Annotated in this window: 23 protein-coding genes and 1 pseudogene; 8 read left to right on the top strand and 16 right to left on the bottom strand. The window is 71.8% G+C overall.

The features are described from left to right. Nucleotides 1–37 precede the first annotated feature (37 nt). From ACWDD7_RS19210 to ACWDD7_RS19200, 3 genes are read right to left on the bottom strand one after another with little or no spacing between them, the layout of a single operon-like run. Entirely contained in the window at nucleotides 38–1,258 is a 1,221-nt protein-coding gene (locus tag ACWDD7_RS19210; RefSeq protein WP_351876747.1) for an NAD(P)/FAD-dependent oxidoreductase, read from the bottom strand. Next, the gene (locus tag ACWDD7_RS19205) at nucleotides 1,255–1,590 is read right to left on the bottom strand and encodes a non-heme iron oxygenase ferredoxin subunit (RefSeq protein ID WP_351876746.1); all 336 of its coding nucleotides are present in this window, start codon (nucleotides 1,588–1,590) and stop codon (nucleotides 1,255–1,257) included. Before ACWDD7_RS19205 ends, ACWDD7_RS19210 begins: the two co-directional genes overlap by 4 nt. Continuing rightward, nucleotides 1,587–2,948, bottom strand: coding sequence for an SRPBCC family protein (locus ACWDD7_RS19200; protein WP_351876745.1), 1,362 nt, complete (start codon nucleotides 2,946–2,948; stop codon nucleotides 1,587–1,589). The genes ACWDD7_RS19205 and ACWDD7_RS19200 overlap by 4 nt, the downstream gene beginning before the upstream one ends. A 101-nt stretch (nucleotides 2,949–3,049) precedes the next feature. Here ACWDD7_RS19200 and ACWDD7_RS19195 point away from each other — a divergent pair, with 101 nt between their 5' ends. Continuing rightward, the gene (locus ACWDD7_RS19195; protein WP_450458188.1) at nucleotides 3,050–4,048 is read left to right on the top strand and encodes a zinc-binding dehydrogenase; all 999 of its coding nucleotides are present in this window, start codon (nucleotides 3,050–3,052) and stop codon (nucleotides 4,046–4,048) included. Further along, the gene (locus tag ACWDD7_RS19190; protein WP_450458187.1) at nucleotides 4,045–4,992 is read left to right on the top strand and encodes a 3-carboxyethylcatechol 2,3-dioxygenase; all 948 of its coding nucleotides are present in this window, start codon (nucleotides 4,045–4,047) and stop codon (nucleotides 4,990–4,992) included. The genes ACWDD7_RS19195 and ACWDD7_RS19190 overlap by 4 nt, the downstream gene beginning before the upstream one ends. Before the next feature lie 246 nt (nucleotides 4,993–5,238). Here the strand turns inward: ACWDD7_RS19190 and ACWDD7_RS19185 are convergent, their stop codons facing one another. Beyond that, nucleotides 5,239–6,045, bottom strand: coding sequence for an IclR family transcriptional regulator (locus ACWDD7_RS19185; RefSeq protein ID WP_351876742.1), 807 nt, complete (start codon nucleotides 6,043–6,045; stop codon nucleotides 5,239–5,241). A gap of 99 nt (nucleotides 6,046–6,144) precedes the next feature. On the opposite strand from ACWDD7_RS19185, the gene ACWDD7_RS19180 reads away from it, so the two are divergent. Beyond that, nucleotides 6,145–6,801 (top strand): helix-turn-helix domain-containing protein, encoded by a 657-nt coding sequence (locus ACWDD7_RS19180; protein ID WP_450458186.1) that lies wholly within the window; start codon nucleotides 6,145–6,147, stop codon nucleotides 6,799–6,801. A 108-nt stretch (nucleotides 6,802–6,909) separates the two neighbouring features. Here ACWDD7_RS19180 and ACWDD7_RS19175 read toward each other — a convergent pair whose 3' ends face one another. From ACWDD7_RS19175 to ACWDD7_RS19165, 3 genes are all read right to left on the bottom strand, one after another. Beyond that, nucleotides 6,910–7,641 (bottom strand): hypothetical protein, encoded by a 732-nt coding sequence (locus ACWDD7_RS19175; RefSeq protein WP_450458185.1) that lies wholly within the window; start codon nucleotides 7,639–7,641, stop codon nucleotides 6,910–6,912. A gap of 486 nt (nucleotides 7,642–8,127) precedes the next feature. After that, a complete protein-coding gene (locus ACWDD7_RS19170) occupies nucleotides 8,128–9,432 on the bottom strand; it encodes a type III PLP-dependent enzyme domain-containing protein (RefSeq protein ID WP_392216603.1) in 1,305 nt (434 codons plus the stop codon). 248 nt (nucleotides 9,433–9,680) lie between these two features. Next, the gene (locus tag ACWDD7_RS19165) at nucleotides 9,681–11,330 is read right to left on the bottom strand and encodes a PucR family transcriptional regulator (protein ID WP_450458184.1); all 1,650 of its coding nucleotides are present in this window, start codon (nucleotides 11,328–11,330) and stop codon (nucleotides 9,681–9,683) included. A 318-nt stretch (nucleotides 11,331–11,648) separates the two neighbouring features. On the opposite strand from ACWDD7_RS19165, the gene ACWDD7_RS19160 reads away from it, so the two are divergent. After that, complete coding sequence (locus ACWDD7_RS19160) at nucleotides 11,649–12,533, top strand: NAD-dependent protein deacetylase (RefSeq protein ID WP_450458183.1); 885 nt, start codon at nucleotides 11,649–11,651, stop codon at nucleotides 12,531–12,533. Between the two features lie 85 nt (nucleotides 12,534–12,618). On the opposite strand, the gene ACWDD7_RS19155 is transcribed toward ACWDD7_RS19160, so the two are convergent. The 3 genes from ACWDD7_RS19155 to ACWDD7_RS19145 form a co-directional block, all read right to left on the bottom strand. After that, the gene (locus ACWDD7_RS19155; protein WP_450458182.1) at nucleotides 12,619–13,146 is read right to left on the bottom strand and encodes an N-acetyltransferase family protein; all 528 of its coding nucleotides are present in this window, start codon (nucleotides 13,144–13,146) and stop codon (nucleotides 12,619–12,621) included. A gap of 69 nt (nucleotides 13,147–13,215) precedes the next feature. Beyond that, nucleotides 13,216–14,490, bottom strand: a complete 1,275-nt coding sequence (locus ACWDD7_RS19150; RefSeq protein ID WP_351876735.1) for an APC family permease — start codon at nucleotides 14,488–14,490, stop codon at nucleotides 13,216–13,218. A 100-nt stretch (nucleotides 14,491–14,590) separates the two neighbouring features. Next, nucleotides 14,591–15,127 carry a DUF6232 family protein gene (locus ACWDD7_RS19145; protein WP_450458181.1) on the bottom strand — a complete coding sequence of 179 codons (537 nt, stop codon included), beginning with the start codon at nucleotides 15,125–15,127 and terminating at the stop codon, nucleotides 14,591–14,593. A 186-nt stretch (nucleotides 15,128–15,313) separates the two neighbouring features. Here ACWDD7_RS19145 and ACWDD7_RS19140 point away from each other — a divergent pair, with 186 nt between their 5' ends. Next, the gene (locus ACWDD7_RS19140) at nucleotides 15,314–16,030 is read left to right on the top strand and encodes a hypothetical protein (protein WP_450458180.1); all 717 of its coding nucleotides are present in this window, start codon (nucleotides 15,314–15,316) and stop codon (nucleotides 16,028–16,030) included. 24 nt (nucleotides 16,031–16,054) lie between these two features. Here ACWDD7_RS19140 and ACWDD7_RS19135 read toward each other — a convergent pair whose 3' ends face one another. Beyond that, complete coding sequence (locus ACWDD7_RS19135; protein ID WP_351876732.1) at nucleotides 16,055–16,516, bottom strand: nuclear transport factor 2 family protein; 462 nt, start codon at nucleotides 16,514–16,516, stop codon at nucleotides 16,055–16,057. A 146-nt stretch (nucleotides 16,517–16,662) separates the two neighbouring features. Between ACWDD7_RS19135 and sigJ the strand changes: the two genes are divergently transcribed. Beyond that, nucleotides 16,663–17,616: an RNA polymerase sigma factor SigJ gene (gene sigJ, locus ACWDD7_RS19130; protein ID WP_450458179.1), complete on the top strand. Its 954-nt coding sequence runs from the start codon at nucleotides 16,663–16,665 to the stop codon at nucleotides 17,614–17,616. 14 nt (nucleotides 17,617–17,630) lie between these two features. Here the strand turns inward: sigJ and ACWDD7_RS19125 are convergent, their stop codons facing one another. The 4 genes and pseudogenes from ACWDD7_RS19125 to ACWDD7_RS19110 form a co-directional block, all read right to left on the bottom strand. Beyond that, complete coding sequence (locus ACWDD7_RS19125) at nucleotides 17,631–18,251, bottom strand: DinB family protein (RefSeq protein WP_450458178.1); 621 nt, start codon at nucleotides 18,249–18,251, stop codon at nucleotides 17,631–17,633. Between the two features lie 4 nt (nucleotides 18,252–18,255). Beyond that, nucleotides 18,256–18,513, bottom strand: a complete 258-nt coding sequence (locus ACWDD7_RS19120; RefSeq protein WP_450458278.1) for a hypothetical protein — start codon at nucleotides 18,511–18,513, stop codon at nucleotides 18,256–18,258. Beyond that, the gene (locus ACWDD7_RS19115; protein ID WP_450458277.1) at nucleotides 18,510–18,800 is read right to left on the bottom strand and encodes a hypothetical protein; all 291 of its coding nucleotides are present in this window, start codon (nucleotides 18,798–18,800) and stop codon (nucleotides 18,510–18,512) included. The genes ACWDD7_RS19120 and ACWDD7_RS19115 overlap by 4 nt, the downstream gene beginning before the upstream one ends. Nucleotides 18,801–19,206: 406 nt before the next feature. Then, nucleotides 19,207–19,653, bottom strand: a pseudogene (locus ACWDD7_RS19110) (VOC family protein); the annotation flags it as partial. A gap of 183 nt (nucleotides 19,654–19,836) precedes the next feature. Here ACWDD7_RS19110 and ACWDD7_RS19105 point away from each other — a divergent pair. Together ACWDD7_RS19105 and ACWDD7_RS19100 are read left to right on the top strand one after the other, a co-directional pair. Beyond that, nucleotides 19,837–20,277 (top strand): RICIN domain-containing protein, encoded by a 441-nt coding sequence (locus tag ACWDD7_RS19105; RefSeq protein WP_450458177.1) that lies wholly within the window; start codon nucleotides 19,837–19,839, stop codon nucleotides 20,275–20,277. A gap of 148 nt (nucleotides 20,278–20,425) precedes the next feature. Further along, a complete protein-coding gene (locus ACWDD7_RS19100) occupies nucleotides 20,426–21,523 on the top strand; it encodes an AraC-like ligand-binding domain-containing protein (protein ID WP_450458176.1) in 1,098 nt (365 codons plus the stop codon). 20 nt (nucleotides 21,524–21,543) lie between these two features. Here ACWDD7_RS19100 and ACWDD7_RS19095 read toward each other — a convergent pair whose 3' ends face one another. Beyond that, nucleotides 21,544–21,825 (bottom strand): hypothetical protein, encoded by a 282-nt coding sequence (locus tag ACWDD7_RS19095; protein WP_450458175.1) that lies wholly within the window; start codon nucleotides 21,823–21,825, stop codon nucleotides 21,544–21,546. Nucleotides 21,826–21,958 lie beyond the last annotated feature (133 nt).

The following is a 21,958-nucleotide window of genomic DNA, read 5'->3' as shown; positions in this document are numbered from 1 at the left end:
CATGCACTCGGTACGGTCTGATCTGCCTGATGGCACGTCAGTTCCGCAGGAGCGCACGCAGGTTGACGGACGGGTCGGACAGCTGGTCGGCGTCTGCCGGGACACGGCGGTCGATCATTCGGCGGGCCGCGCGGACCGCCCCGGAGTCGTCGACGGCGGCCGCCGCTACGACGTACCCGTCGTCCAGGCCGAACACGGCGAAGGACGGGTCGTCGAACGAGCCCCTGACCACGGTGCGCGTCGCGGACGCCATGTGCCCCACGCCCTCGATGTGGTGTCCGTGCCGGTCGGTCCAGAACCAGGGCGCCGCGGCGGCGGGCCCCGGCGTGCCGAGGAGCGTGGCGGCCGCTCGGGCGCCGTCCGTCTGCGCGGCCTCCCAGTGCTCGGCACGGGGCAGCAGCGTGCCGTCGGCGAGCCGGGTCCGTGCCGGGTCCCCCACCGCGAGGACGGCCGGGTTGGAGGTCACCTGACCGCCGTCGACGACGATGCCCCGGTCGACTTCCAGGCCGGCCTGCTCGGCGAGGGCGGTGTGCGGGACCATGCCGACTCCCAGCAGGACCGCGTCGTAGGTGCGCGCCGGCTCTCCCCCGGCCAGGCGTGCCTCGATCCCCGCCTCCCCGCGGTCGGTGAACGACTCGACGACCGTCTGCACCGTCCTGACGCCGTGCCGGGCGTGCAGGCCGTGCACCCAGTCGGCGAGGTCGTGCCCGAGGACGGCGGCGAGCGGGACGGCCACGGGGTCGACGAGGGTGACCTCGCAGCCCAGGCGTACGGCGGTGGAGGCGCTCTCGGCGCCGATGAGGCCGGCACCGACGACCAGGACGCGGGCACCGGGCACCAGGGCGGCGCGCAGCCGGGCGGCGTCCTCGGCCGTGCGCAACACGTGCACGCGCGGGCTGTCGGCACCCGGGATGGGCGGCCGGGCGGCGCCGGCTCCGGTGGCCAGCACGACGCGGTCGGCGCTGAGCACGCGGCCGTCCGACAGCTCCAGCTTGCCCTCCGCCGCCCGCAGCGCGACGACGGTGGTGCGGTTGACCAGGCGGATCCGCTGGTCGTCGTACCAGGACGGCTGCTGGAGCGCGATCTGCTCCAGGGTCTTCGCGCCCGCCAGGAAGTCCTTCGACAGCGGGGGCCGGTCGTAGGGGAACTCCCCGCCGTCGACGAGGGTGACGTCGCCGTCGAAGCCCCGCGACCGCAGGGCGGCGGCGGTGCCCACACCGGCGACACCACCGCCCACTATCACGACACCGGTGCTCACGGGGCCTCACCCGGGAACAGGTAGACCTCGCCGTCGCGGACCTCGACGCGGTGCGGGCAGGCGTTCCTCGTCGCCGGAAGCCCCTGCACCTCTCCGCTCCTGAGGCAGAACTTGCTGGAGTGCAGCGGGCACTCCACGAAGCCTTCCTCCACCCAGCCCTGGGCCAGTGAGGCCGTTTCGTGGGTGCAGGTGTCGTTCAGCGCGTAGACCGTGTCGTCGGTGTCGCGCAGCAGGGCGATGTCGTCCTGGGTGCCGGTGATCGCCTTGTCGATCGCGATGCCCTCGCCCTGGGGGATGTCGTCCAGGGACGCGACGCGGATACCGTCACTCATTTGTGCTCCTCATGGCGGGCCTCGTGCCAGGCCGGGGTGTTCATCAGTTCTCGCCAGCGTCCGTAGAAGGCCCGGCCCGCGGCATCGCTGTACAGCTCGCTGGTCGTGCCCGGGTAGCGGCCGTCCTCGCGTTCGGAGCCGAGGCCCATCTGGTAGTTCAGCGCGACGCCGTTGGTGATGAAGCCGTGCGAGATGGCCTGCACCTCGCTCCAGTTCTCACCGTCGTCCTGCTCGAAGATGCCGCTGGGGCCGAAGGTGCGCAGGTTGTACAGGCGCTGCGCCTCCCGTACCTCCGGGGGCATCGACTTGTCGACGATCGTCCAGGCCCACACCTCCATCCGGTCGGGCCCCTTGGGGTGCCAGACGCGGATCGAGCCGTTGACCGGCAGGTAGGAGAAGTTGGGGAAGACGGTGGCGTGTCCGTTGGTCAGCGGTCCCTCGACGCGGGCCTCGCCGAGGCGGGCGCGCAGCGCGTCGTAGTCCATCCACTCGTGCACGGTCCGGGCGTCGAAGCGGTTCTTGGGGTGGACCGGGAAGCCCGCACCGTTTCCGTTGCCGTCCGAGTACTGGCGGCCCGTGCGGTGCACGACCTCGTCCTTGGGCTTCTTGCCGGAGGGCGCGAGCACCATGAGAGCCGAGGCATGGCTCATGTTCACGTGGTACCAGTCCGTGCCGAACTGTTCGGCCGCCAGCTTCCAGTTGCCTTCCAGCACCCATTTGTGGACCCCGCCCACCACGACGGTGCCCTGCTCGTCGTGATCGAGCATCGCGTCCATGTACCAGGCCATGTCGCCGAGCGATTCCCGCAGGGGGACGGGGTGGGGGTTCCAGGTGCCGAAGATCAGCCCGTGGTAGCTCTCCACGTGGGGCACCTCCACCAGCCCCCATTGGTCGGCGGAGAAGTCCTCGGTGTAGCCGTCCTTGTTCGGCACGCTCGCCAAGGATCCGTCGAGGTTGAAGGACCAGCCGTGATAGGTGCAGGTGAAGTTGCGGGTGGTGCCGGACTCCGCGCGGCACACGCGCGCACCGCGGTGGCGGCAGGAGTTCAGGTAGGCGCGGACGCGCCGGTCCCGGTCGAGGGTGACGATGACCGGGTCCTCGCCCATGTACGTGGTGAAGAAGTCGCCCGGCTTGTGGAACTGGTCGGTGTGCGCGAGGAACAGCCAGCTCGGCGCGAAGACGCGGCGCAGTTCCTGTCGGTAGAGCTGCTGGTCGGTGAAGATCACGCGGTCGAGCAGTCCGCCCTCGGTGTCCACGAGCCCGGAGACGTCGATGTTCCGCGCCAGGTCTGCCGGGCGCCGCAGGGTCCCTCGCGGGGCCGGTGTGGCCGCGCCCTGGGGTTCGATCGTCGAGGTCATGCGGCAAGGCAACAGCAGCGGCGCGACGGGCGGCCATCCGTCGTTCCGCTCTGCGGGACACGCGCTGTCGGCGGGACACGCCGGCGGGTGAGCGTGCTCGCATGCTTGCTGCAACCGCCGTCTCCCAGAGCGCGAACGACCCGCTCGCCGGGCTCGTCCTGGGTGATGTCCCCCAGCCCGAGTCGCGGCCCGGCTGGTCGAGAGTCCGTGTCGTCTCGTCGTCGCTGAACATGCACGACCTGTGGACGCTGCGCGGCGTCGGCCACCCGCCGGAGCGACTGCCCATCGTCCTCGGCTGCGACGCCGCGGGCATCGACGAGAACGGCGACGAGGTCCTCGTCCACCCGGTGATAGCCGACTCGGACGCGGGTCTGGGCGACGAGACGCTCGATCCGGGCCGCGCCCTGCTGTCCGAGCAGCACGACGGCGCCTTCGCCGAATACCTCTCCGTTCCCACGCGGAACCTGATCCCCAAGCCGGCCTGGCTGTCCTTCGACGAGGCCGCGTGCCTGCCCGTCGCCTGGGGCACGGCCTACCGCATGCTGTTCACCCAGGCGCGCGTCACCGCCGGTGACCGGGTGCTGGTGCAGGGTGCCGGCGGCGGTGTCGCCTCGGCGGCCATCAAGCTGGCGGTCGCCGCGGGCGCCGTCGTGTACGCCACCAGCCGCAGCGAGGAGAAACGCGAGCAGGCGCGTTCCTGGGGTGTCCGTGCGGCGGTACCGACCGGTGAACGGCTGCCGGAGCGGGTGGACGTGGTGATCGAGACCGTGGGCGAGGCCACCTGGTCGCACTCGCTCAAGGCGCTGCGGCCCGGGGGCACCGTCGTGATCGCCGGAGCGACCAGCGGCATGAACCCGCCCGCCGATCTGGGCCGCATCTTCTATCTGCAACAGCGCGTCCTCGGCTCGACCGGGTGCACCCGCGGTGAGCTGGTGTCCCTGCTCAAGCTCATGGACGCCACCGGAGTGCGCCCGGTGATCGACCGCACGCTGCCGCTGAGCGAGATCCACAAGGGCTTCCAACTCATGATCGACGGGCGCCTGACCGGCAAGCTCGTCATCCACCCGTCCGGTTCCGACCCGTCAGGAGCATCGCGATGACCGCCGCCGCCGTCGGCCTGTCCCACTCCCCCCTCATCGGCAAGAACGATCCGGCGCCCGAAGTTCTGGCGGCCGTCGAGCAGGCTGTCGAGTCGGCGCGTGCCTTCGTCCGTGACTTCGACCCCGAGTTGGTCGTCCTGTACGCCCCCGACCACTACAACGGGTTCTTCTACAAGGAGATGCCGCCCTTCTGCCTGGCGACGGACGCCCACGCGGTCGGCGACTTCGGTTCCGCCGCCGGCCCCGTCTCGGTGGACACGGAAGCCGCCCGCGCCCTCGCGCGCGGCGTCCTCGACCGCGGGATCGACCTGACGGTCTCGGCCCGCATGACCGTGGACCACGGTTTCGTCCAGCCGATGGAGGTGCTGTTCGGTGGCATCGACAAGGTTCCCGTCGTGCCCGTGTTCGTGAACGGCGTGGCGACGCCCCTCGGGCCGGTCAGCCGTGTCCGGGCGCTGGGCACCGCGCTCGGCGAGGCCGCGGCCACGCTCGACCGGCGTGTGCTCTTCCTCGGTTCCGGCGGCCTGTCCCACGACCCGCCGGTCCCGGTGCTGGAGGGTGCTCCGCCACGCGTCGCCGACGCCCTCATCGAGGGGCACCCGCCCACCCCGGAGCAGCGGGCGAAGGGCGAGCAGCGCGTCATCCAGGCGGGGCGCGACTACGCGGCCGGATCGACCACGATGATCCCCATCAACCCGGCCTGGGACAACCTCGTCCTCGACACGCTCGAAAGCGGCCGGCTCAGTGACGTCGACGACTGGAGCGTGGCGTGGATGGGCAGCGAGGGTGGCGGCTCCGCGCACGAGGTACGGACCTGGATCGCGGCCTTCGCGTCCCTCGGCGCCACCGGCTCCTACCGGATGACCTCGCGCTTCTACGCCCCGATCCCCGAATGGATCGCCGGGTTCGCGGTGGCGACCGCCGAGGCGGAGACCGCCCGATGACGGGCTCCGCCTCGGCCTCTCCGGGCCGCTGACTACCGCGCCGTCCGCGGCCCATGCGCCGCGCGCCGGTTCTCTTCGGCCGCGTCAGCCGTGCCCACGTCACGGCTGACGCGGCCGAAGGCCGGGCGACACGCTCGGCGGTGGCGTGTGGGCCCTGGGCGAGGCGCGAGGCTCCCCCGTCTTCGCCGTCCACGCCGTCGCCCGGATCGCGCCGGGCGTCAAGGGGCCGGCGGCCGGGGCGAGGGCTCAGAAAGTCACGGTTGTTCCCCGCCGGGGCCGTGCACAGGCCAGCGTCCAGGCGCGGGACGCCTCTGCCGCGATGCGGCGCACGTCGGGGCTCAGGCGTCGGGTGTCGATCCGTGCCCGCGTACCGGAGACCGACAGGGCGGCCACCGCGCGTCCCCCCGGCCCCAGCACGGGCGCGGCGACGCAGTTCAGGCCGATACGGCTCTCCTCGTCGTCGTAGGCGACGCCGTCGTGTCGGATCCGGCTCAGTTCGGCCGCCAGCGCACCGTGGCCGGTGATCGTCCGGTCCGTGAAGCGCTGCAACGGCATATCGGCGAGCCGGCTCGCCACGTCGGGCTGGTAGGCGAGCAGCACCTTCCCCACCGCGGTCGCGTGGGCGGGACGCCGCCCGCCGATCCGGGAGGGCACAGGGGTCGCGTGGTGCCCGTAGAGCTTCGCGAGGTAGACCACGTCGGTCCCGTGCAGCACGGCGAGGTGCACGGTCCGGCGGGTCGCCTCGAAGAGGTCGCTGAGGAAGGGCAGGAGCGCGTCGCGGACGCTTTCGGACCCCGGCGCGTACACCGACCGGCCCAGGTGGTGCAGGCGCTCGCCCAGCCGGTAGCCGGTGCCGACACGTTCGACGACTCCGTTGCGCTCCAGAACGCCGAGGACGCGGTGTGCGGTCGACTTGCTCAGTTGCGCGCGCCGAGCGAGTTCGCTGACCCCCACTCCGCTGCTCGCCCGGTCGCCGAAAGCGACCAGGAGGCTGATGGCCTTGTCGACGGCCGCGCGGTCGTCCCGGACCGCGCTCGCGGCGGCAGTGGTCATGGTCGGTCGTTCACCTCGGCTTCGAGGATGCTGCGTCTACGTGAGCAGTCGGTTCGGAAAACTGGAGTAGGCAGTTCGGAAACTTCTACGCAACACAGGATGCGAAGAGTGCGTCTGTTCGTCAATAATGACGAAGTGTCTATTAAAAGTGACGACCTCGCGCACGAGAACCAGCTCGTGGCCCGCAACGTCCGGCGGTTCCGGCTGGAGAGAGCGATGTCGCTCGGGGATCTGGCCCGCCGCTCGGGCCTGTCCAAACAGACGCTCTCGAAGATCGAGCAGGGGGCGGGGAACCCGACGGTCGAGACGCTCGCCCAGCTCGGGTCGGCCCTGGACATGCCCGCCCGCCGGCTGCTGACCGAGTGGGGCACGCCGGTCTACGTCCTGCGCCGGGGCGAGGGCGAGTGGGCGCAGGGCCAGCACTGGTCCGAGCGCCTCCTCGACGAGACCTACGGGTCCGGCTACGTGCGCACTATGGTGATGCGCATCGAGCGCGGCCAAGCCGAGCCGAAGACGGTGGAACCCCACGCCCAGGGCACGCTCCACCACGTCTACGTCATCACCGGCAGGCTGCGCATCGGCCCCCTCAACGAACCCGTGGACCTCTCCGCCGGGGATTTCGTCAGGTTCCCGGGCGACGTTCCGCACCGGGTCGTCTGCCTCAGCGAGACGGTCACCGCCCATATGGTCACCACCTACCCGCAGACGCGCCGCATGGGCCCCGCCGTGACCCGTGGCGTCGCCGAGGAAGGCTGAGCCCTGTGCGGCAGGGAGTACTCGCCGGCGGGCGTGCCGGTCCGGTCCAGCCCGATCACGGTGCGGCCCAGGCACGTCCCGGCGTTGTCGTAGGCGCGGCCGACCGCGCTACACCCCGAACTCGTCCCCGGCGCCGTACGCCCGCACGACCACGCCCCCGTCGCCCTTCTCGTCCGGCCGTACGACGTGCACGCGCCCGGCCCCCGTCACCCCGGCCTTTCCGTCGGCCACCGAGAGAAGGGTGTTCTCGTCCACCGCGACCCCGTACGGCACGTCTCCCCGGCCGACCGCGGCGACCAGCCGGGGCAGCGTCCCCCACTGTGCGGCGTGCACGTCCACGGCGAACGGCACCAGCCCAAGACCGGCCCGTACCTCGACCTCCGTCAGGTCCTCCCCGGTCTCCTCCGGGCACACCGGGACCCCGTCCACCAGCCAGCCGCCGACCACGGCCCGCCGCGCCGCGACGGCGGCGCCCGCGGAGAAACCGGCGTACGGAATCCCGCGCGCGGCCAGCATCCGTGGCAGCCGCTCCAGGCAACCCGCGAAAGCCTCCTGGTACGCCGGCGTGAGCCCACCGCACACCAGCAACCCGTCGATCCCGGCCAGCGCGGACTCGGGCTCGAACCGCCCACCGAGCGGTATCAACAGCGGCACCGGCACACACGCCGGTCCGGCCGCCTTCCGCAGCGCCCGCGCGTACCGCTCGAACTGCGCGCCTCCGTCGCCCTCGTCGACGATCAGGCACCCGATGCGCCGTTCCCCGGCCACCGCGCGCACGAACGGCTCGTAGACCTCGGCGAGATCCCAGCCCCCACCGACCAAGAACACACGACCGACCATGCCCTCCCCTTCCCGTTCCGGCTACGGGGAGCGAATCTACGGGGCGGCGCGGAAGCTGTCGCGCGAGTTACCCGGCCGGCCGCCGGAGATGGGCACGAATCTCCCGGCAGGTGCCCCAGACCGGTGGCCCGGGGCTTCTTGCCGTCAGCGGGTCTGTGCCCATACCGCCAGCAGTCCCACGACGGCCGTGCCCGCCCCGTAGCACGCGCCCCGGAGGAACTGGTCGGCCGCGATGCGCCGGTGTCGTGAGATCCACCGCGCGGCCGCACGAGCCGTGCGGCCACAGCACGTCCCCGTGGCGGACAGCCGGCGCCCGAGGGCCACCCGTCGTCCGGGGGACGCGGCGTTCTCCGTGGAGCACCCTGAGCGGGCGCGCCGTACTTTCATGGCGGTTGCACCTGCCTTCCTTGGCGTTGTGTTCTTCTCCGGGCCACCGGCCACCGGCCACCGGGCCACCTGGCAGTCCGGCGGCCCGGCCCACCGGACTCAGGCGAGGACCGGGGCCGGAGCCGGGTGGACGGCCTGTGCGGGGCGGAGCAGCCGGAAGGTGACCCGGCCGTCGGCGTCGACGCGGGCGCCGTGCACGGCGGGTTCGGGCAGGCTGTTGTAGTGGAAGGGCGTGGAGAAGTAGTACGCGCCGGTGTCCGGTACGACGACGAGGTCGCCGACGTCGAGGAGGGGCAGCGCACGGTCGCGTGCCAGCAGGTCGCCGGCGAAGCAGCACGGGCCCGCGATGTCCTGCGGCACGGCCCGGCCGCGCTTGGCCCGGCCGCGGGGATCATGGGCCTCGATCCGCAGGGGCCACGCGTCGGGGGCGAACACCGTCCGCGTGGCGACCTGTGCGCCGGCGTGGGTGATCGCGATGGGACGTCCTCCGACGGTCTTGGTGTACTCGACGTACGCCGCGGTGAACCCGTTCTTGGCCAGCACGGAGCGGCCGAACTCGGTGACGATCTCGTACGCGCCCGAGAACAGGGCCGGCGCGTGCTCACGCAGGTGGTCCACATAGGTGTCGAAGCCGGGGGTCGTCTCGTCGCTGTCGAAGTTCACCGGGAGTCCTCCCCCGATGTCGATGCCGGTGACCTGTCGTCGGCCGAGGTGGGCGTTGATCTCCTCGGCGAACTCCACCGCCTTGGCGACGCCCTGGGCCATGAGACCGAGGGGGCAGCCCTGCGAGCCGACGTGCGTGTGCACCCAGGTGAGCCAGGGACGGTCCCGGTACGCCTGGAGCAGTCGTCGCCGGTTGCCCTCGTCGTCGAGGGGGATGCCGAACTTCGAGGTCGCGGTGGCCGTGCTCATGGCGCCGATCGAGCCGGCGCCGACCTGGGGGTTGACGCGCACGCCGATCCGCGAGCCGGTGCGGCGGCTCGCCAGGAGCTCGTCCAGCCGCGCGAGTTCCTGGAAGCTGTCCGCGTTCACCGCGACGCCCAGGCTCAGCGCCCGCGCCAGTTCGGCCCGGGTCTTGGCCGGGGAGTCGAACACGATCTGCGCGGGCTCGAAGCCCGCCGCCAGCGCCTGGGCGAGCTCGCCGGCACTGGCCACCTCGCAGCCCATGCCGCTGAGCCGCAGTTCCTCCAGCACGGGGACCAGGCAGTTCGCCTTGGCCGCGAACGCGTGCAGGACGCGGAGGCGGTCGGGGAACGCGCTCCGCAAGGAGGTGACGGTCTCGTTGACGCCGTCGAGGTCGACGAACCCGGCCAGTACGGCCGTCTCGGGCTCCAGCAGCCCCTGCTGTACGGCCGCCCGCAGAATCCGCTCCCGCCGGCCGGTCCTGTCGGAACCACTCATCATGCGCCCTCCCGAGCCGAGTTCTCACCGCCCACGGTTGCCGTGGGACCGGTCACCAGACTCCCGTCGGGGCGGTGCGGGTGTCTTCGTCGGGAGTCCCGGTGTTCCGGCGCGCGGTTCTCACCGTGGAGCACCACCGCGGACGTGACCCGGCCGCCTTCGTGCCCGGGTACGAAGAAGCCGCCCCTCCTTCGTGGCGGCGCCCAACTGCTCGCGCGCTCCCCGGCCGTCGCGCTCCCGCGCGCAGGTGCTCAACGCTCCCGGTCGGCGTGGTCGAGGAGGCGCAGTTGCACCTGGGCGAGGAGGCGGGCGTCCGGACTGCGCAGGTCGAGCCCGGACACCTCGGTGAGCCGGCTGATCCGGTGCCGCAGGCTGTTGGCGTGCACTCCCAACGCCCGTGCGGTGTCCGGTACATGACCGAAGTGGTCGAGGTAGGCCCGCAGGGTCCGCACCAGGGTTCCCCCGCCGTGGCCGGCGTCGAACGCCACCAGGCGTGCCACCGGTGTCTCCGGGGCCAGGGCACACTCCGCGAGCCTGTCCAGCATCTCGTTCAGGGCGATCGTCTCGGCCACCTCGCTCGCGAAGGCGACGGTGCGCCGCTCGCCCGCCGAGCGCAGGGCCCGCAGCGCCAGGTCCGCCGACCGGCGGGACTCGGGCAGGTCCGCCAGGCCGTCGACCACGGTGCCCAGGCCGATTCTCGCCTCCGGCCCGAACACGTCGGCCACCTGCCGCACCAGTGACGCCCCCAGACGTGCGACCTGGTCGACGGCCGACCGCCTGTCCTGGTGCAGCGCGCTCACCAGGACCAGGGCCCCCTGATCGACCGGCACCACCACGGGCGTCAGGTCGTACACGCCGCAGCGCACCGTCAGCAGCGCGCACAGCCTTCCGGTCTCCTCCCCCTTGCAGGACGCTCCGGGGCGTACGGCCAGGACGGCGCAGTGTCCGTGCGCCGGGATCCCGGTGCGCTCGGCCAGCACGCCGGCGGAACCCCGTCCGTCGAGCAGCGCGCGGGCCGCGTCCTCGACCAGCCGGGCCTGCGTACGGTGCGAGCGGTGATGGAGGAGATGCGCGGCGGCCACCCGCGCCGCCGAGCGCAGGGCGTCGGAGGCGTGCGGCGGGAGGTCTCCCCCCGCGGCCGCCACCCAGATGGAGCCCAGGATCTCCCCACCCGCCCGGACGGCCACCACCAGGCGTTCGGGATTCTCCCCGTGAGCCGGCCGGTGGATGACGTCCCCCGAACCCCATAACGCCCGGAAGAACCCGGCCTCCCGCATGGCCGCCACACGCCACTCGGGGACCCGGCGGCCGAGGATCGTCAGTCGGCGCAGCTCGTCCACGTCCTCCTTGGTCGACGAGTACGCGAGGACCCGGGACTCCACGTCCTCGATCGTCACCGCGCCACCGACCAGGACCGCCACCGCGTCGGCCAGCCCGTTCATGTCACCGGGCGCCAAGGCCGCCAGGGCCGGGTCGGCCGGGGCCCCGGACAGGACCAGACCGGCCCGCAGCGCGCCGACCAACTCGGTCCAGCCGCACCACGCCGTCCGGAACAGCACCGCGGTGCCGGCGTCCTCCGCCGCCGCCCGCAGCGCGTCCGGGGGCCGCCCCGACCTTCCCGGACCGAAGACCACCGCGGCCGCTCCCGATCCGGCGGCCTCGCGCACGGCCTCGACGGCGGCGGCCGACTGCGGGTCGATGCCCACGGCCAGCAGCACCTGCCCCCGCGGCGGCCCCGGCTCCAGGGGGTCCAGCACCGCGACCCCCTCGACCGCGACCCCCAGGCCGCGCGGAGCCACGCAGGGTTCCAGCGCACCCGCTCCCATGACCGACAGCAGTCCCTCCAGCGTCGGGCCCGCCGCCGCGGCGCCCTCGCGCCCGGCCGTTCCGTCCAGCACCACCCGGCCCCCCTCCCCCGGCGCGTCGCGCCACGGTGAGTGTAGGAGGAGCCGCGGGACCGACGCGAGGCGTCCGGGCGAGGGCGACCGGATAACGACACGGAAGGCGGGGAATGCCGGTCCGGGGCCTGCCTGGGCTGCCGGCCGTCGGCGTCGTCGGGCAGGAGGTGTGCGAGCGCCACGATGCCGGCGTCCCCCATGAGGTCCCGGGGCTCGGGCGCGCCCGCGGCTTCTCGATCAGCGTGCCGGGCGGCCCCTGTGCGGATCGGGCTGACCCGTTTCGGGTACGCGATGCGCCCGGAAGCGCCCTAAGCTGCGGACATGCGCATGCGTCCGCTCGTCGGCCCCGTACCCGACAGCGGTATACGCCCGGCCGGCGGGATGGACGAGATCGCCGGGCAGCTGGCCGCCGGCGGGGTCGCGGTCCTGACCGGGGCCGGAATCTCCACCGAGTCCGGCATCCCCGACTACCGAGGTGCGAGCGGGCGGCACCGGCGGCACTCCCCCATGACGTACCAGGACTTCGTCGCGGACGAGGAGAACCGGCGCCGTTACTGGGCCCGCGGCTACGTCGGGCGACGCGCCATCGCCGAAGCCCGGCCCAACGCCGGGCACCACGCCGTGCAGGCGTTGCGCGTCGGCGGGTACGTGGACGCCGTGATCACGCAGAACGTGGACGGGCTGCACCAGGCCGCCGGGACGACGGACGCCGTCGCCCTGCACGGCAGCCTGGACCGCGTCGTCTGCCTCGGCTGCGGGACGATCGGTACCCGCGACGAACTCGATGCCAGGCTGTTCGCCGCCAACGGCGAGTTCCTCGCCGCGCAGGACGCCGCGCTCCGGGTGAACCCCGACGGCGACGTGGAACTGCCCGACGACATCGTCCGCACGTTCCGCGTCGTGCCGTGCGACCGGTGCGGTGGCGTGCTCAAGCCCTACGTCGTGTTCTTCGGTGAGAACGTGCCCGAGCCCCGTACCCGGCACTGCTTCGATCTGGTCGACGCCGCCGACTCGCTGCTCGTGCTCGGCTCGTCACTGGCCGTCCTGTCGGGGTTGCGGTTCGTGCGGCGTGCCGCGAAGGACGGCAAGCCCGTCTCCGTCATCAACCTCGGCCCGACACGCGCCGACGACCTCGCGCACGCGCACGTGGCGCTGCCGCTCGGCCGGGCGCTCACCGAACTGACCGAGCGCCTCGGCATCGCCTGAGCCGAGCGCGGCGGGCGACGAGCCGGTCCGGGTCGTCCGGCTCCGCGACGATCCCACGATCCCGGCCCCGTCCGGCTCGGGCGCCTCAGGCGCGTTCGCGAGACGCGTTCGGCAGGGGCAGCAGGTCCCTGCTGTAGCGGACTTCGGGGACCCGAACGCCGTTCACCGACCAGTCCGAGGTTCCGCCGTCCGGTGCGAAACCGCTCCGCTCGTAGAAGCGACGCGCCCGTGCGTTGTCGGCGATCACCCACAACACGAGCCTGAGAAACGACCGTTCGCGGGCGGCGGCGAGTACGTGCCGCATCAGCGCCGTGCCGATTCCGGTGCCGAGGCGGTCGGGAGCCGCGTAAAGGGCGAGGAGTTCGCCGTCCTGGGGTGCCCGGTCGTCCTCCCGGGAAGGACCGAGCGCTGCCCAGCCGACGACGGCGCCGTCTTCTTCGGCGACGAGATTCACCGCCGTGCCCGCGCCCCGTTCGAACATGTCACGTCGTACGCGGGCGTCTTCCGCCACCGTGAGCGCGTCCAGATAGTCCTGCGGCACCATGCCCGGGTAGGCGGCTTTCCAGCCGGTCACCCGCACTGCCGAAACACCCTGGATGTCTCCTTCGCGCATGGAACGCACCCCTACCATGCGCTGATCGTAGCCGGATGAGGGAGAGTCCCCTTCTCGATGTCGTACGCGCTACGGGGTGCGGGCGGTCACGGCGCGCCGGATTCCGTGGACGGCGGCGCCGAAGGCCAGCACCGCCGCCCCCGTGACGATCGAGGAGGACGGGAGGGCGAAGGCCAGTGCCAGGCAGCCCGTCAGTCCGAGGGCGGGGATCAGCCGGTTGGGTCGGCCCTCGGCCGGGGTGAGGGTCCAGGCGGAGGCATTGGCGATGGCGTAGTAGGCGAGCACGCCGAAGGAGGAGAAGCCGATCGCGCCGCGCACGTCCGCCGTCGCGGCCAGGACCGCGACCACGGCACCGACCAGCAGTTCGGCCCGGTGCGGCACCTTGAAGCGCGGGTGGACGGCGGCCAGGGCGTGGGGCAGGTGGCGGTCCCGTGCCATGGCCAGGGTGGTGCGGGAGACACCCAGGATCAGCGCGAGGAGTGAGCCGAGCGCGGCCACGGCGGCTCCGGCCCGTACGACCGGGGCCAGCCAGGCGGCGCCCGCCGCCCGGACCGCGTCCGACAGCGGCGCCGCCGCCTGTGCCAGTCCCGTGGGACCGAGGACGGTCAGGACCGCGACGGCGACGGCGCCGTAGACGACCAGGGTGATGCCGAGAGCGAGCGGGATGGCCCGGGGGATGGTGCGGGTGGGGTCTCGCACCTCCTCGCCGAGCGTGGCGATGCGGGCGTAGCCGGCGAACGCGAAGAACAGGAGGCCCGCGGCCTGGAGGACGCCCCCGGCGGTGGCGTCCGAGCCGACGTCCAGCCGGGCCGCCTCCGCGGCGCCGGAGGTCAGGGTGGCGACCACCACGGCGGCGAGAACCGCCAGGACCACCGCCACGACGGCGCGGGTCAGCAGCGCGGACTTCTGCACCCCGGCGTAGTTCACGGCGGTCAGCGCCACCACGGCGGCCACCGCCACGGCGTGGGCCTGGCCCGGCCACACGTACGAACCGACGGTGAGCGCCATGGCCGCGCAGGAGGCGGTCTTGCCGACCACGAAGGACCACCCGGCGAGGTAGCCCCAGAAGTCGCCGAGGCGTTCGCGGCCGTAGACGTAGGTGCCGCCCGAGGCCGGGTAGCGGGCGGCGAGCCGGGCGGAGGACGTGGCGTTGCAGTACGCGACCACGGCGGCGAGCGCCAGCCCGACCAGCAGTCCGGAGCCGGCGGACCGCGCGGCGGGGGCGAGGGCGGCGAAGATCCCGGCGCCGATCATCGATCCCAGGCCGATCACCACGGCGTCGAAGACCCCGAGCCGGCGGCGCAGTTCGTCCGGTGCGCCCGCGGCGGTCGATGGCTTGCTCATGGCCCACTTCCCCGGTGGCGTATCCGCCCTTGTCACGTGCTCCGACATCGGGAGACGATACGTGAACCGGTCCGACCGCCGACGGCGGGCACGGGGGAGCTCACTTCTTCAGGATTCCCGTGTTGCCCAGACCGCCGTACATGTTGACCTGGTCGCCCTGGTGGTACTCCCTGCGGTTGAACTGGACGCTTTCCACCCGCACATGGAGTTCCTTGTCCGGGTTCTCCACGGCCTCCACGATGGCTTCGACGAGCTTCCGGAGCTGTTCCCTGTCCGGCAGCGTCACCAGCGCGCTCGCCGCGCCGGAGGTGTCGACGGCGAGCGCGTATCTGCTCGGCGCCATGAACACCTTCAGGAAGCGCAAGAACAACCCGATCACCACGACGATGCCCACGAACCGCGTCTGCGGCACCGCGTACGCCGCCCAGGACCCGATGACGCCCCCGATCACGAACTGCCAGAACGCCTCCCAGCGTTTGGGCTTGAACTCCGCGGTGTAGACCCGCACGAGGTTGCGCACCGGATAGGCCGCCTCTCCTATCCAGAGCAGCCGCTTGCTGACCCGAAGTTCGACGTTCTCGCCGGAGGGCGGCACCGGCGGCATCGGCAGCGGCCCCAAGGTCCCTTTCGTCTCCACAGGTCCCCCGTACGTCATGCGAGTCCGTGACCACGTGGGACCATGAGACATCGTCAACTCGCCTTTGTGAAGGGGTTGTTGACGGCACATGCGACCCCGTGCGGTATCCCGTGCCCGGCCGGGTGCGAGACGTCGGCAGGCGGAGGGGACCGCGGCCCCGCCGACGGCAGGTGGCAGGCTTGTGGGGTGCTGATCGAGGGATACGACGACGAGCCCCTGGTCGCCGGCGAGCCGCTGGTGACCCGTCCGGGCTTCTGGGCGAACCACTTGTGGGGCCCGTGCTGCCGTGAGGCGGGCGGCGAGCCGGAGTGGTTCGGCGATGACGGTGCCGATGTCGACGCCATGTCCGAGGTGCTCATGGACCCCGGGCGGTGGCCGGTGTTCCGGTTGCCGATCGAGGGCGGGTACGAGGCCGTGGTGATCTATCGCAACCTCGTCGGAGACTACGGAGTCGATTACCTCCTCGTCCACCCGGACCGGCGCATCACCCGGCACATCGCGAGCTGGTGCGGGGAGTTGGAGGGGGACACCCTGACGTGGCACGAACTCGTCCGCGTCGTCGACGGTCCGGGTTCCGTGGCCGAGGGCGTCCGGGACCCGGCTGCCCGTCTCCTGCTGCTGCTTCCCCTGCTGGCCGGGCACCCCCTGCCGGACGAGGCACCGGCGAGGCTCCGATCCGCTCTGATCGCGGCAGGAGTCCCGCGGGACATCGCCCCGGTCACGGCAGAGCACCTGCTGGAACACGCGGCGGGGAGCGTGTGGCACGACCCCGCGTGGGGTTCGCCGCTCAGCGGCGGCTCAGGCGGTCCCGGCCCCGCGGAGAGCGTCGTACCGGCGCGCCTGGGTACCGGCCGGCGGGAGACGGTCCATCCGTCCACGCCCTTCCGCGAGGGGCCGGGGTGACCCCCGTCCGCGACGTGTTCCGGATCAGACCGAGTCGCTCGACCACGGGCCCCCGGCCAGCGGCGTGGTGTCGACGTAGCGGATCTCGTAGGCGCGTTCCGCGAACTTCCAGCCGTCGGGGGTACGGCGGTAGCGGTCGTGGTACAAGGCGTAGTTGACCGCCGACATGCCGTCCCGCATGCGCCCCAGTTCCTGGATGTAGGCACGGCCGGACGCCGTGTCACCGTCCAGCCGGATCGCGCCGGGGTGGGTGTTCTGCACGAAGAACTCCCACTGTGCCTGCATCCGCGCGACCCCGGCACGGATCTGCTCGCGGCCGCTCAACTCCACGTCGGCCTCGGGTATGCGGCACACCGCGTCCTCGGTGAACAACGACGCGAGACGGTCGTAGTCCCGCGTCATCACCGCATCGGTGTACTCCCCGCACAGCGCCGCGATCTCGACCCGGTCGGCGATGGCCTCAAGGTCCCTCATGGTCTCCCCCATCTCGCTCGGCTCCCCCGGGTCGGGCGAGCCTCCGAGCAGTACGACGAGACAGCCCGCCGGAATGTCACGTGGCGCCGCGTGACATTCCGGCCCGCTGTTCCGTCGTACTCATGACGGCAGCCCCGACCAGGAAGCCCGGCGAAACCATGACCCAGCCTTCAGGACCGGAACACGAGCGCTACGACACGGATCTCCGCGTGGTCATCAGCGAACGGGGCCAGCTGATCGGTCTCGCCTACCGGCTCCTCGGTTCCCTGGCCGAGGCCGAGGACGCGGTCCAGGAGACGTACGCCCGCTGGTACACCATGTCCCGGCCGCAGCGGGACGCGATCGAGTCGCCCGGCGCCTGGCTGACGACCGTCGCCACCCGTGTCTGCCTGGACCTGCTCGGCTCGGCGCGGGCCCGCCGCGAGCGCTATGTGGGCGAATGGATTCCGGAGCCGCTGCCCGAGCGGACCGCGTGGGTCGGTGCGCCGACGGGCACCGCCACCGACCCGGCCGACCGGGTCACCATGGACGAGTCGGTCGGCATGGCCTTCCTCGTCGCGCTCGAATCGATGACCCCGGCCCAGCGCGTCGCGCTCATCCTGCACGACGTCTTCCGCCACTCCTTCGCCGAGATCGCCGAGATCACCGGCCGCACCGCGCCGGCGTGCCGTCAGCTGGCCTCCTCGGCCCGCCGTCGCGTCCGCGCCCTGCGGCCGGCCGAGGCTCCGGCGGCCCGGCAGGCCGTTCTCGTGAGGGACTTCAGACAGGCGTGGGAGGCCCGGGACATCGACGCGCTCGTCGGACTCCTCGACCCCGACGCCACGTTCACCGCGGACGGCGGCGGTCTGGCCAGGGCCGCGCTCCACCCGATCGAGGGCGGCCCGCGGATCGCGCGCTACCTGGCCACCCTCGCCGGAAGGACACCGGCCAACCTGATCATCCTGGAACGGAGGGTCAACGGGCGCCCCGGGCTGATGGCACAGTGGGAAGGGGCGACCGTCGCGGTGTTCGCGTTCGATGTCGTGGACGACCGGATCCGATCCGTCTGGGCCGTCCGCAATCCCGACAAGCTGCGCTCGTGGAGGGGCGGCGGTGGCCAGGAGGCGGTCTGAACGCCGTCCGAACGTCACATGTACGCGTCTCGGCTCCGGGGCGACGCGTCTCGGCCGGCGGCCCGCGCCGCGCGCTCCAGCCTGCCGCGGTAGTCCTCCCACCACGCCGGGTCGCCCGACGCCATGCTGTCCTGGCCCTGGCGCTCCCCGACGTCGCCGTCGATGAGTTCCCGGACGATGTCGGCGTGTCCGGCGTGTCGGTGGGTCTCTGCGATCATGCGGACGACGGCGTGGTGCAACGTGATCCCGTTCCTGCCGCTCGGCCACCACGACACCGTGCCGGTCGCGTCGAGGGCCAGTGCGTCGATCGTCGCGTCCGCGTGTGCCCCCGCGCGGTGGTAGAGCCCCACGACGAACGCGCGTGACTCGTCGGCGGTGGCCCACATGTCCGCGTTCGGCTCGGCGCCGTCCTCCAGCCAGGGCAGCGGCTCGCCGGACGGCCGCCCGAAAACGTCGCCGAGATAGGCGAGTTCCATGCAGGCCACATGTTTCACCAGCCCGAGGAGATTGGTACCGGTCGGCGTGAGCGGGCGGCGGATGTCGTACTCCGGGAGTCCTTCGAGCTTCCACAGCAGGGCGTCGCGGGCTGTCTGGAGATAGCGATGGAGGTCGGCCTTGGCGGCTGATGCGGTCATGGGGTCACTCTGCCGCCCCGCTCGTGCGACCCGACGTCATCCGGCCGAACGCGGCGCGGGCCGGCAGGTCGGCGGTCAGCGATCCCGCCTCGACGGCGTGGGGGGCGATGCTGGGCAGACAGCGCTGACGCATACCCGAGCCCCGCCCTGACGACCACTTCCGCGCCCACCGCACCCTCCGTTCGCTCGCACCACGCGTCACGTCGCACCTGTACGCCGTCACGGCGATCCGGTCGCCGTTCTCGGTCTCGTCGGTGCTCATCGATAGTCCTCGGGATGACCCTGCATCCACGCGTTGATCCTGTCCCTGGTTCCTGTGAGCAGGGTCTGGTGCTTCTTGAGGTTCTCGAAGGAGCTGTCGCCGCCCAGTCGGCTCCGCAGTTCGGCGATCCGGGCGAGGGGTTCCCTGAAGTGGGCGGGGCCCTGGGGGTCCGCCTTCATCGACGCGTCGAGGGCGGTGAGTTCGGCAAGGACGCGTTCCAGGAAGTACTCGCAGTTCCCCGGGGTCGTGCATCCGTCGTGGTACGTGGCCTGAAGCCGGGCGAACACGTCGCGGACCTTCTCGACGCTCGGTGTCGGTTCTCCCGTGCTCGGGGCGGGCTGCGCCCCGGTCGTGGCGGATGGTGCCGTCGTGCCGACGGCATCTCGGACGGGCGACGGGCCGGCGGTCGATGACGTGTCCGGACCGCCGGCGCAGGAAAGGAGCAAGGACGCCAGGGCCACGACAAGCGTGGCGGCGCCGAGGGCGCGCCGTGCGCGTGCGTTGATCATGTCGCCTACGACGCTCCGGGGGGCTCTTTGGTTGTGCTGTCAGCCCGGGTGAACCGGACGTGCTGCTCGGCTGGGAGGGGGTGCCTCTATGTCTTTCGTCAAGCGAGGCAAGGTGTTCTGGGTTCGTAGAAGGTTCCGTCGCGGAGTTGACGGCCGGTGCTGTCCACTCGAGGAACTGGATGATCACGCCGTTGGGGTCGGTGATCTGGAAGAGGCGTTCGCCCCAGGGTTCCTCGCGCAGCGGCATGGTGATGTCCACACCCGCGGCGTGCAGGCGCTTCTCCTGGCCCTGGATGCCGGTGGTGGTGAAGGCGAGGATCGGGCCGGAGGCGCGCTGGTTGCGGTCGCCCGCCTCGCATTTTTTGATCCTGCCGATCGCGGGGTCGGTGAGCAGATGGACCGCGGCCTCGGCCGGTGCGGCGGCCAGTCGGACACCGAGCGGGCCGGACCGGCGGGAGGTGACCGTGGTGCCATTCAACCGAGTTCGGGTACAGGCGGCGCCGCGCGGCTGGGCCTCCGTGAGCCTGCGCAGGGCGGATGCGGGGGGCGCGGTCGCGTTCAGCAGCGCCCGGACATCGGCTCGGTGGCCGCTCCTGACCGAGCGCAGAGCGTTCAGAAATCCCGCGCTCATTGTTCAGTCCGGCGAGCTGATTTTTCCTACATTTGGTGCTGCGTCCGATCAACGTTCGGTGGCCGCGTCAGAACCGACGACCACAGAGAACCGCGCTCGGGCCGTATGTGCTGAGACACGGGCCAGCCCGGCCCGTGCTGTCAAGTAAGGGGAGAAACCATGGTGTTCACTTCTTTGAAGCGGATGAGCAAGGCGCTTGGCATGGTCGGCGCGGCCGCCGGTCTTGCTCTGGGCGTTGCCGCACCGGCCAGCGCCGACAGCACTGTCACCTGGCAGCACGATGTGTCCAAGCTGTGCCTGGGCTGGAACCTGGACAACAGCGACGCCAAGATGTGGGGGTGCTCGAGTTACGGAACGGCCTGGTACGAGTTCAGCAACAGCGACGGCTCGTGGCTCATGAAGCGCAACGATGACCGTGGGTACTGTCTGACGGCCTACTGGGACAACGACGTCTACATGGAGCCGTGCACGGGCAACGACTACCAGCGCTGGTACGAGATTCAGACGTCGGACGGCTGGAAGCTCAAGCACAAGGCGACCGGGCGGTTCCTGGACGCCAACGACAGCGGCAGCAGCGTCTACCTCCACGACGAGAACGACGGCCGCTACCAGCTCTGGCACTGACACCACTAGGGCTGGACCGCTCGGCGCGCGCGGTAGCGCGATCTTGCTCAGCCCGTCAGACTGCACACGGCCGGAGGCTGAGCCCCCGGTGACGTACAGCAAACACGGGGGAGCGTCGACGGTGTGGCAGGGGATGACGACTCCCCCGGTGACGTACAGCAAACACGGGGGAGCGTCGACGGTGTGGCAGGGGATGACGACGGCACGAGTGCCGTCTCAGGACAGGCTCGAGTGGTTCGCGGAGATGGTGTCCCATGTGCTGATGCCGACGGTTTTCCAGGCACATGACACGGGCGGGTTCTACGCCTCGGGCGGGCTGCTCGACGTCGGCGCCGCCCAGCTGGCGAAGTTCACTTACGCCCCGCTGCGTTCGCGGCGGACCGAGGCGTTGATCCGCAAAGGGGATCCGGAACAGTACCAGCTCGGGTTGGTGACGGGCGGCTCCGCCTGGTTCGCGCAGCAGGGGCGGGAGGCGGAGCTGAGCGCCGGGGACATGGCGCTGTGGGACACCTCCCGCCCGTACGAGTCCCGCTCGGGGACGGACGGCCGCGGTGTTGAGGTGTTCATCCTGCAGATCCCCAAGGCTCGGATGCCCTTGCCTTTGCAGCAGGTCGACCGTCTCCTCGGGCGGTGCGTTCGAGGAGGCACGGGTATGGCTGCGATCCTGGCCGGGTTCCTGGTGGAGCTCGCCAGGAAGGGCCCTGACTGTTCGCCCCACGAGCTGGGCGGGCTGGGGGAGATGGCTGTGGGCCTGGCCGCCTCGTGTCTGGCTGGACAGCTCGGCTCCACGGTGCAGCAGCCCGCTGAGCTAAGGGCCCACACCCTGCTTCGCCGCATCAACGCCTTCATCGAACTCCATCTCGGAGACCCTGACCTGACGCCGCGTGTGATCGCCGACCGTCACCACCTCTCCCTGCGGAGCCTGCACGCCCTCTTCCACGACGAGCCCGAAGGCGTCGCCGCGACGATTCGCCGGCGTCGGCTCGAACGCTGCCGCGCCGATCTCGCCAGCCCCGATCTGCGACGGCAACCCATTCAGGCCATCGCCGTCCGCTGGGGCTTCTCCAGCGCGACGGCCTTTAGCCGCGCGTTTCGCACCGCGTACGACAGCACCCCCCGCGACTACCGGGCCGACGCCCTGAAACACGCCGATGACCCGGTCGGGAGCAGGTATCCGACCAGCACGACGGGCAGGGATGGTGTGGGTTGGGTGGGCGATGTCGTAGCCGGAGTCCACAGGCCCTAACCGCGTGACAGACCACCACGCTATGCGTCGAGCGCAGCGAGTGCGACGGTGGCCTCGGCCTGTCGCGGGCTTCTCAGCGCGGCGAGGGCGTCGCGGGCGGCAAGCAGTGTCTCCCGGGCCTCCGGGTGCCCCGAGGCACTGAGTACCTGGCCCAGGTCGAGCCGGGCCGGTCCCGCCCAGGCCGGCATCTGCGCGGTCTCGAAGGCGGCGAGGGCCTGACGGAGCGACGGTTCCGCCTCGTTCCAGCGTTCCAGGGCCGCCAGGTCATTGCCGATCTGTTGTCGGGCGACCGCGTGGTACAAGGCGATCAGCTCGTCGGGCCGGCCTGGGATCCCCGCGTGGCAGATCCGCTCGCTGCGGCGGTGGATGTCCAGGGCTTCCGCCGCCCGGCCGGCCTGACGGAGCAGGCCGCCGAGGGAGTTGAGGATCGTCAGC

The sequence above is a fragment of the Streptomyces sp. NPDC001056 genome (assembly GCF_053598955.1).
Note: the sequence above shows the minus strand (reverse complement) of the source record. Positions and strands in the feature narration are given on the sequence as shown.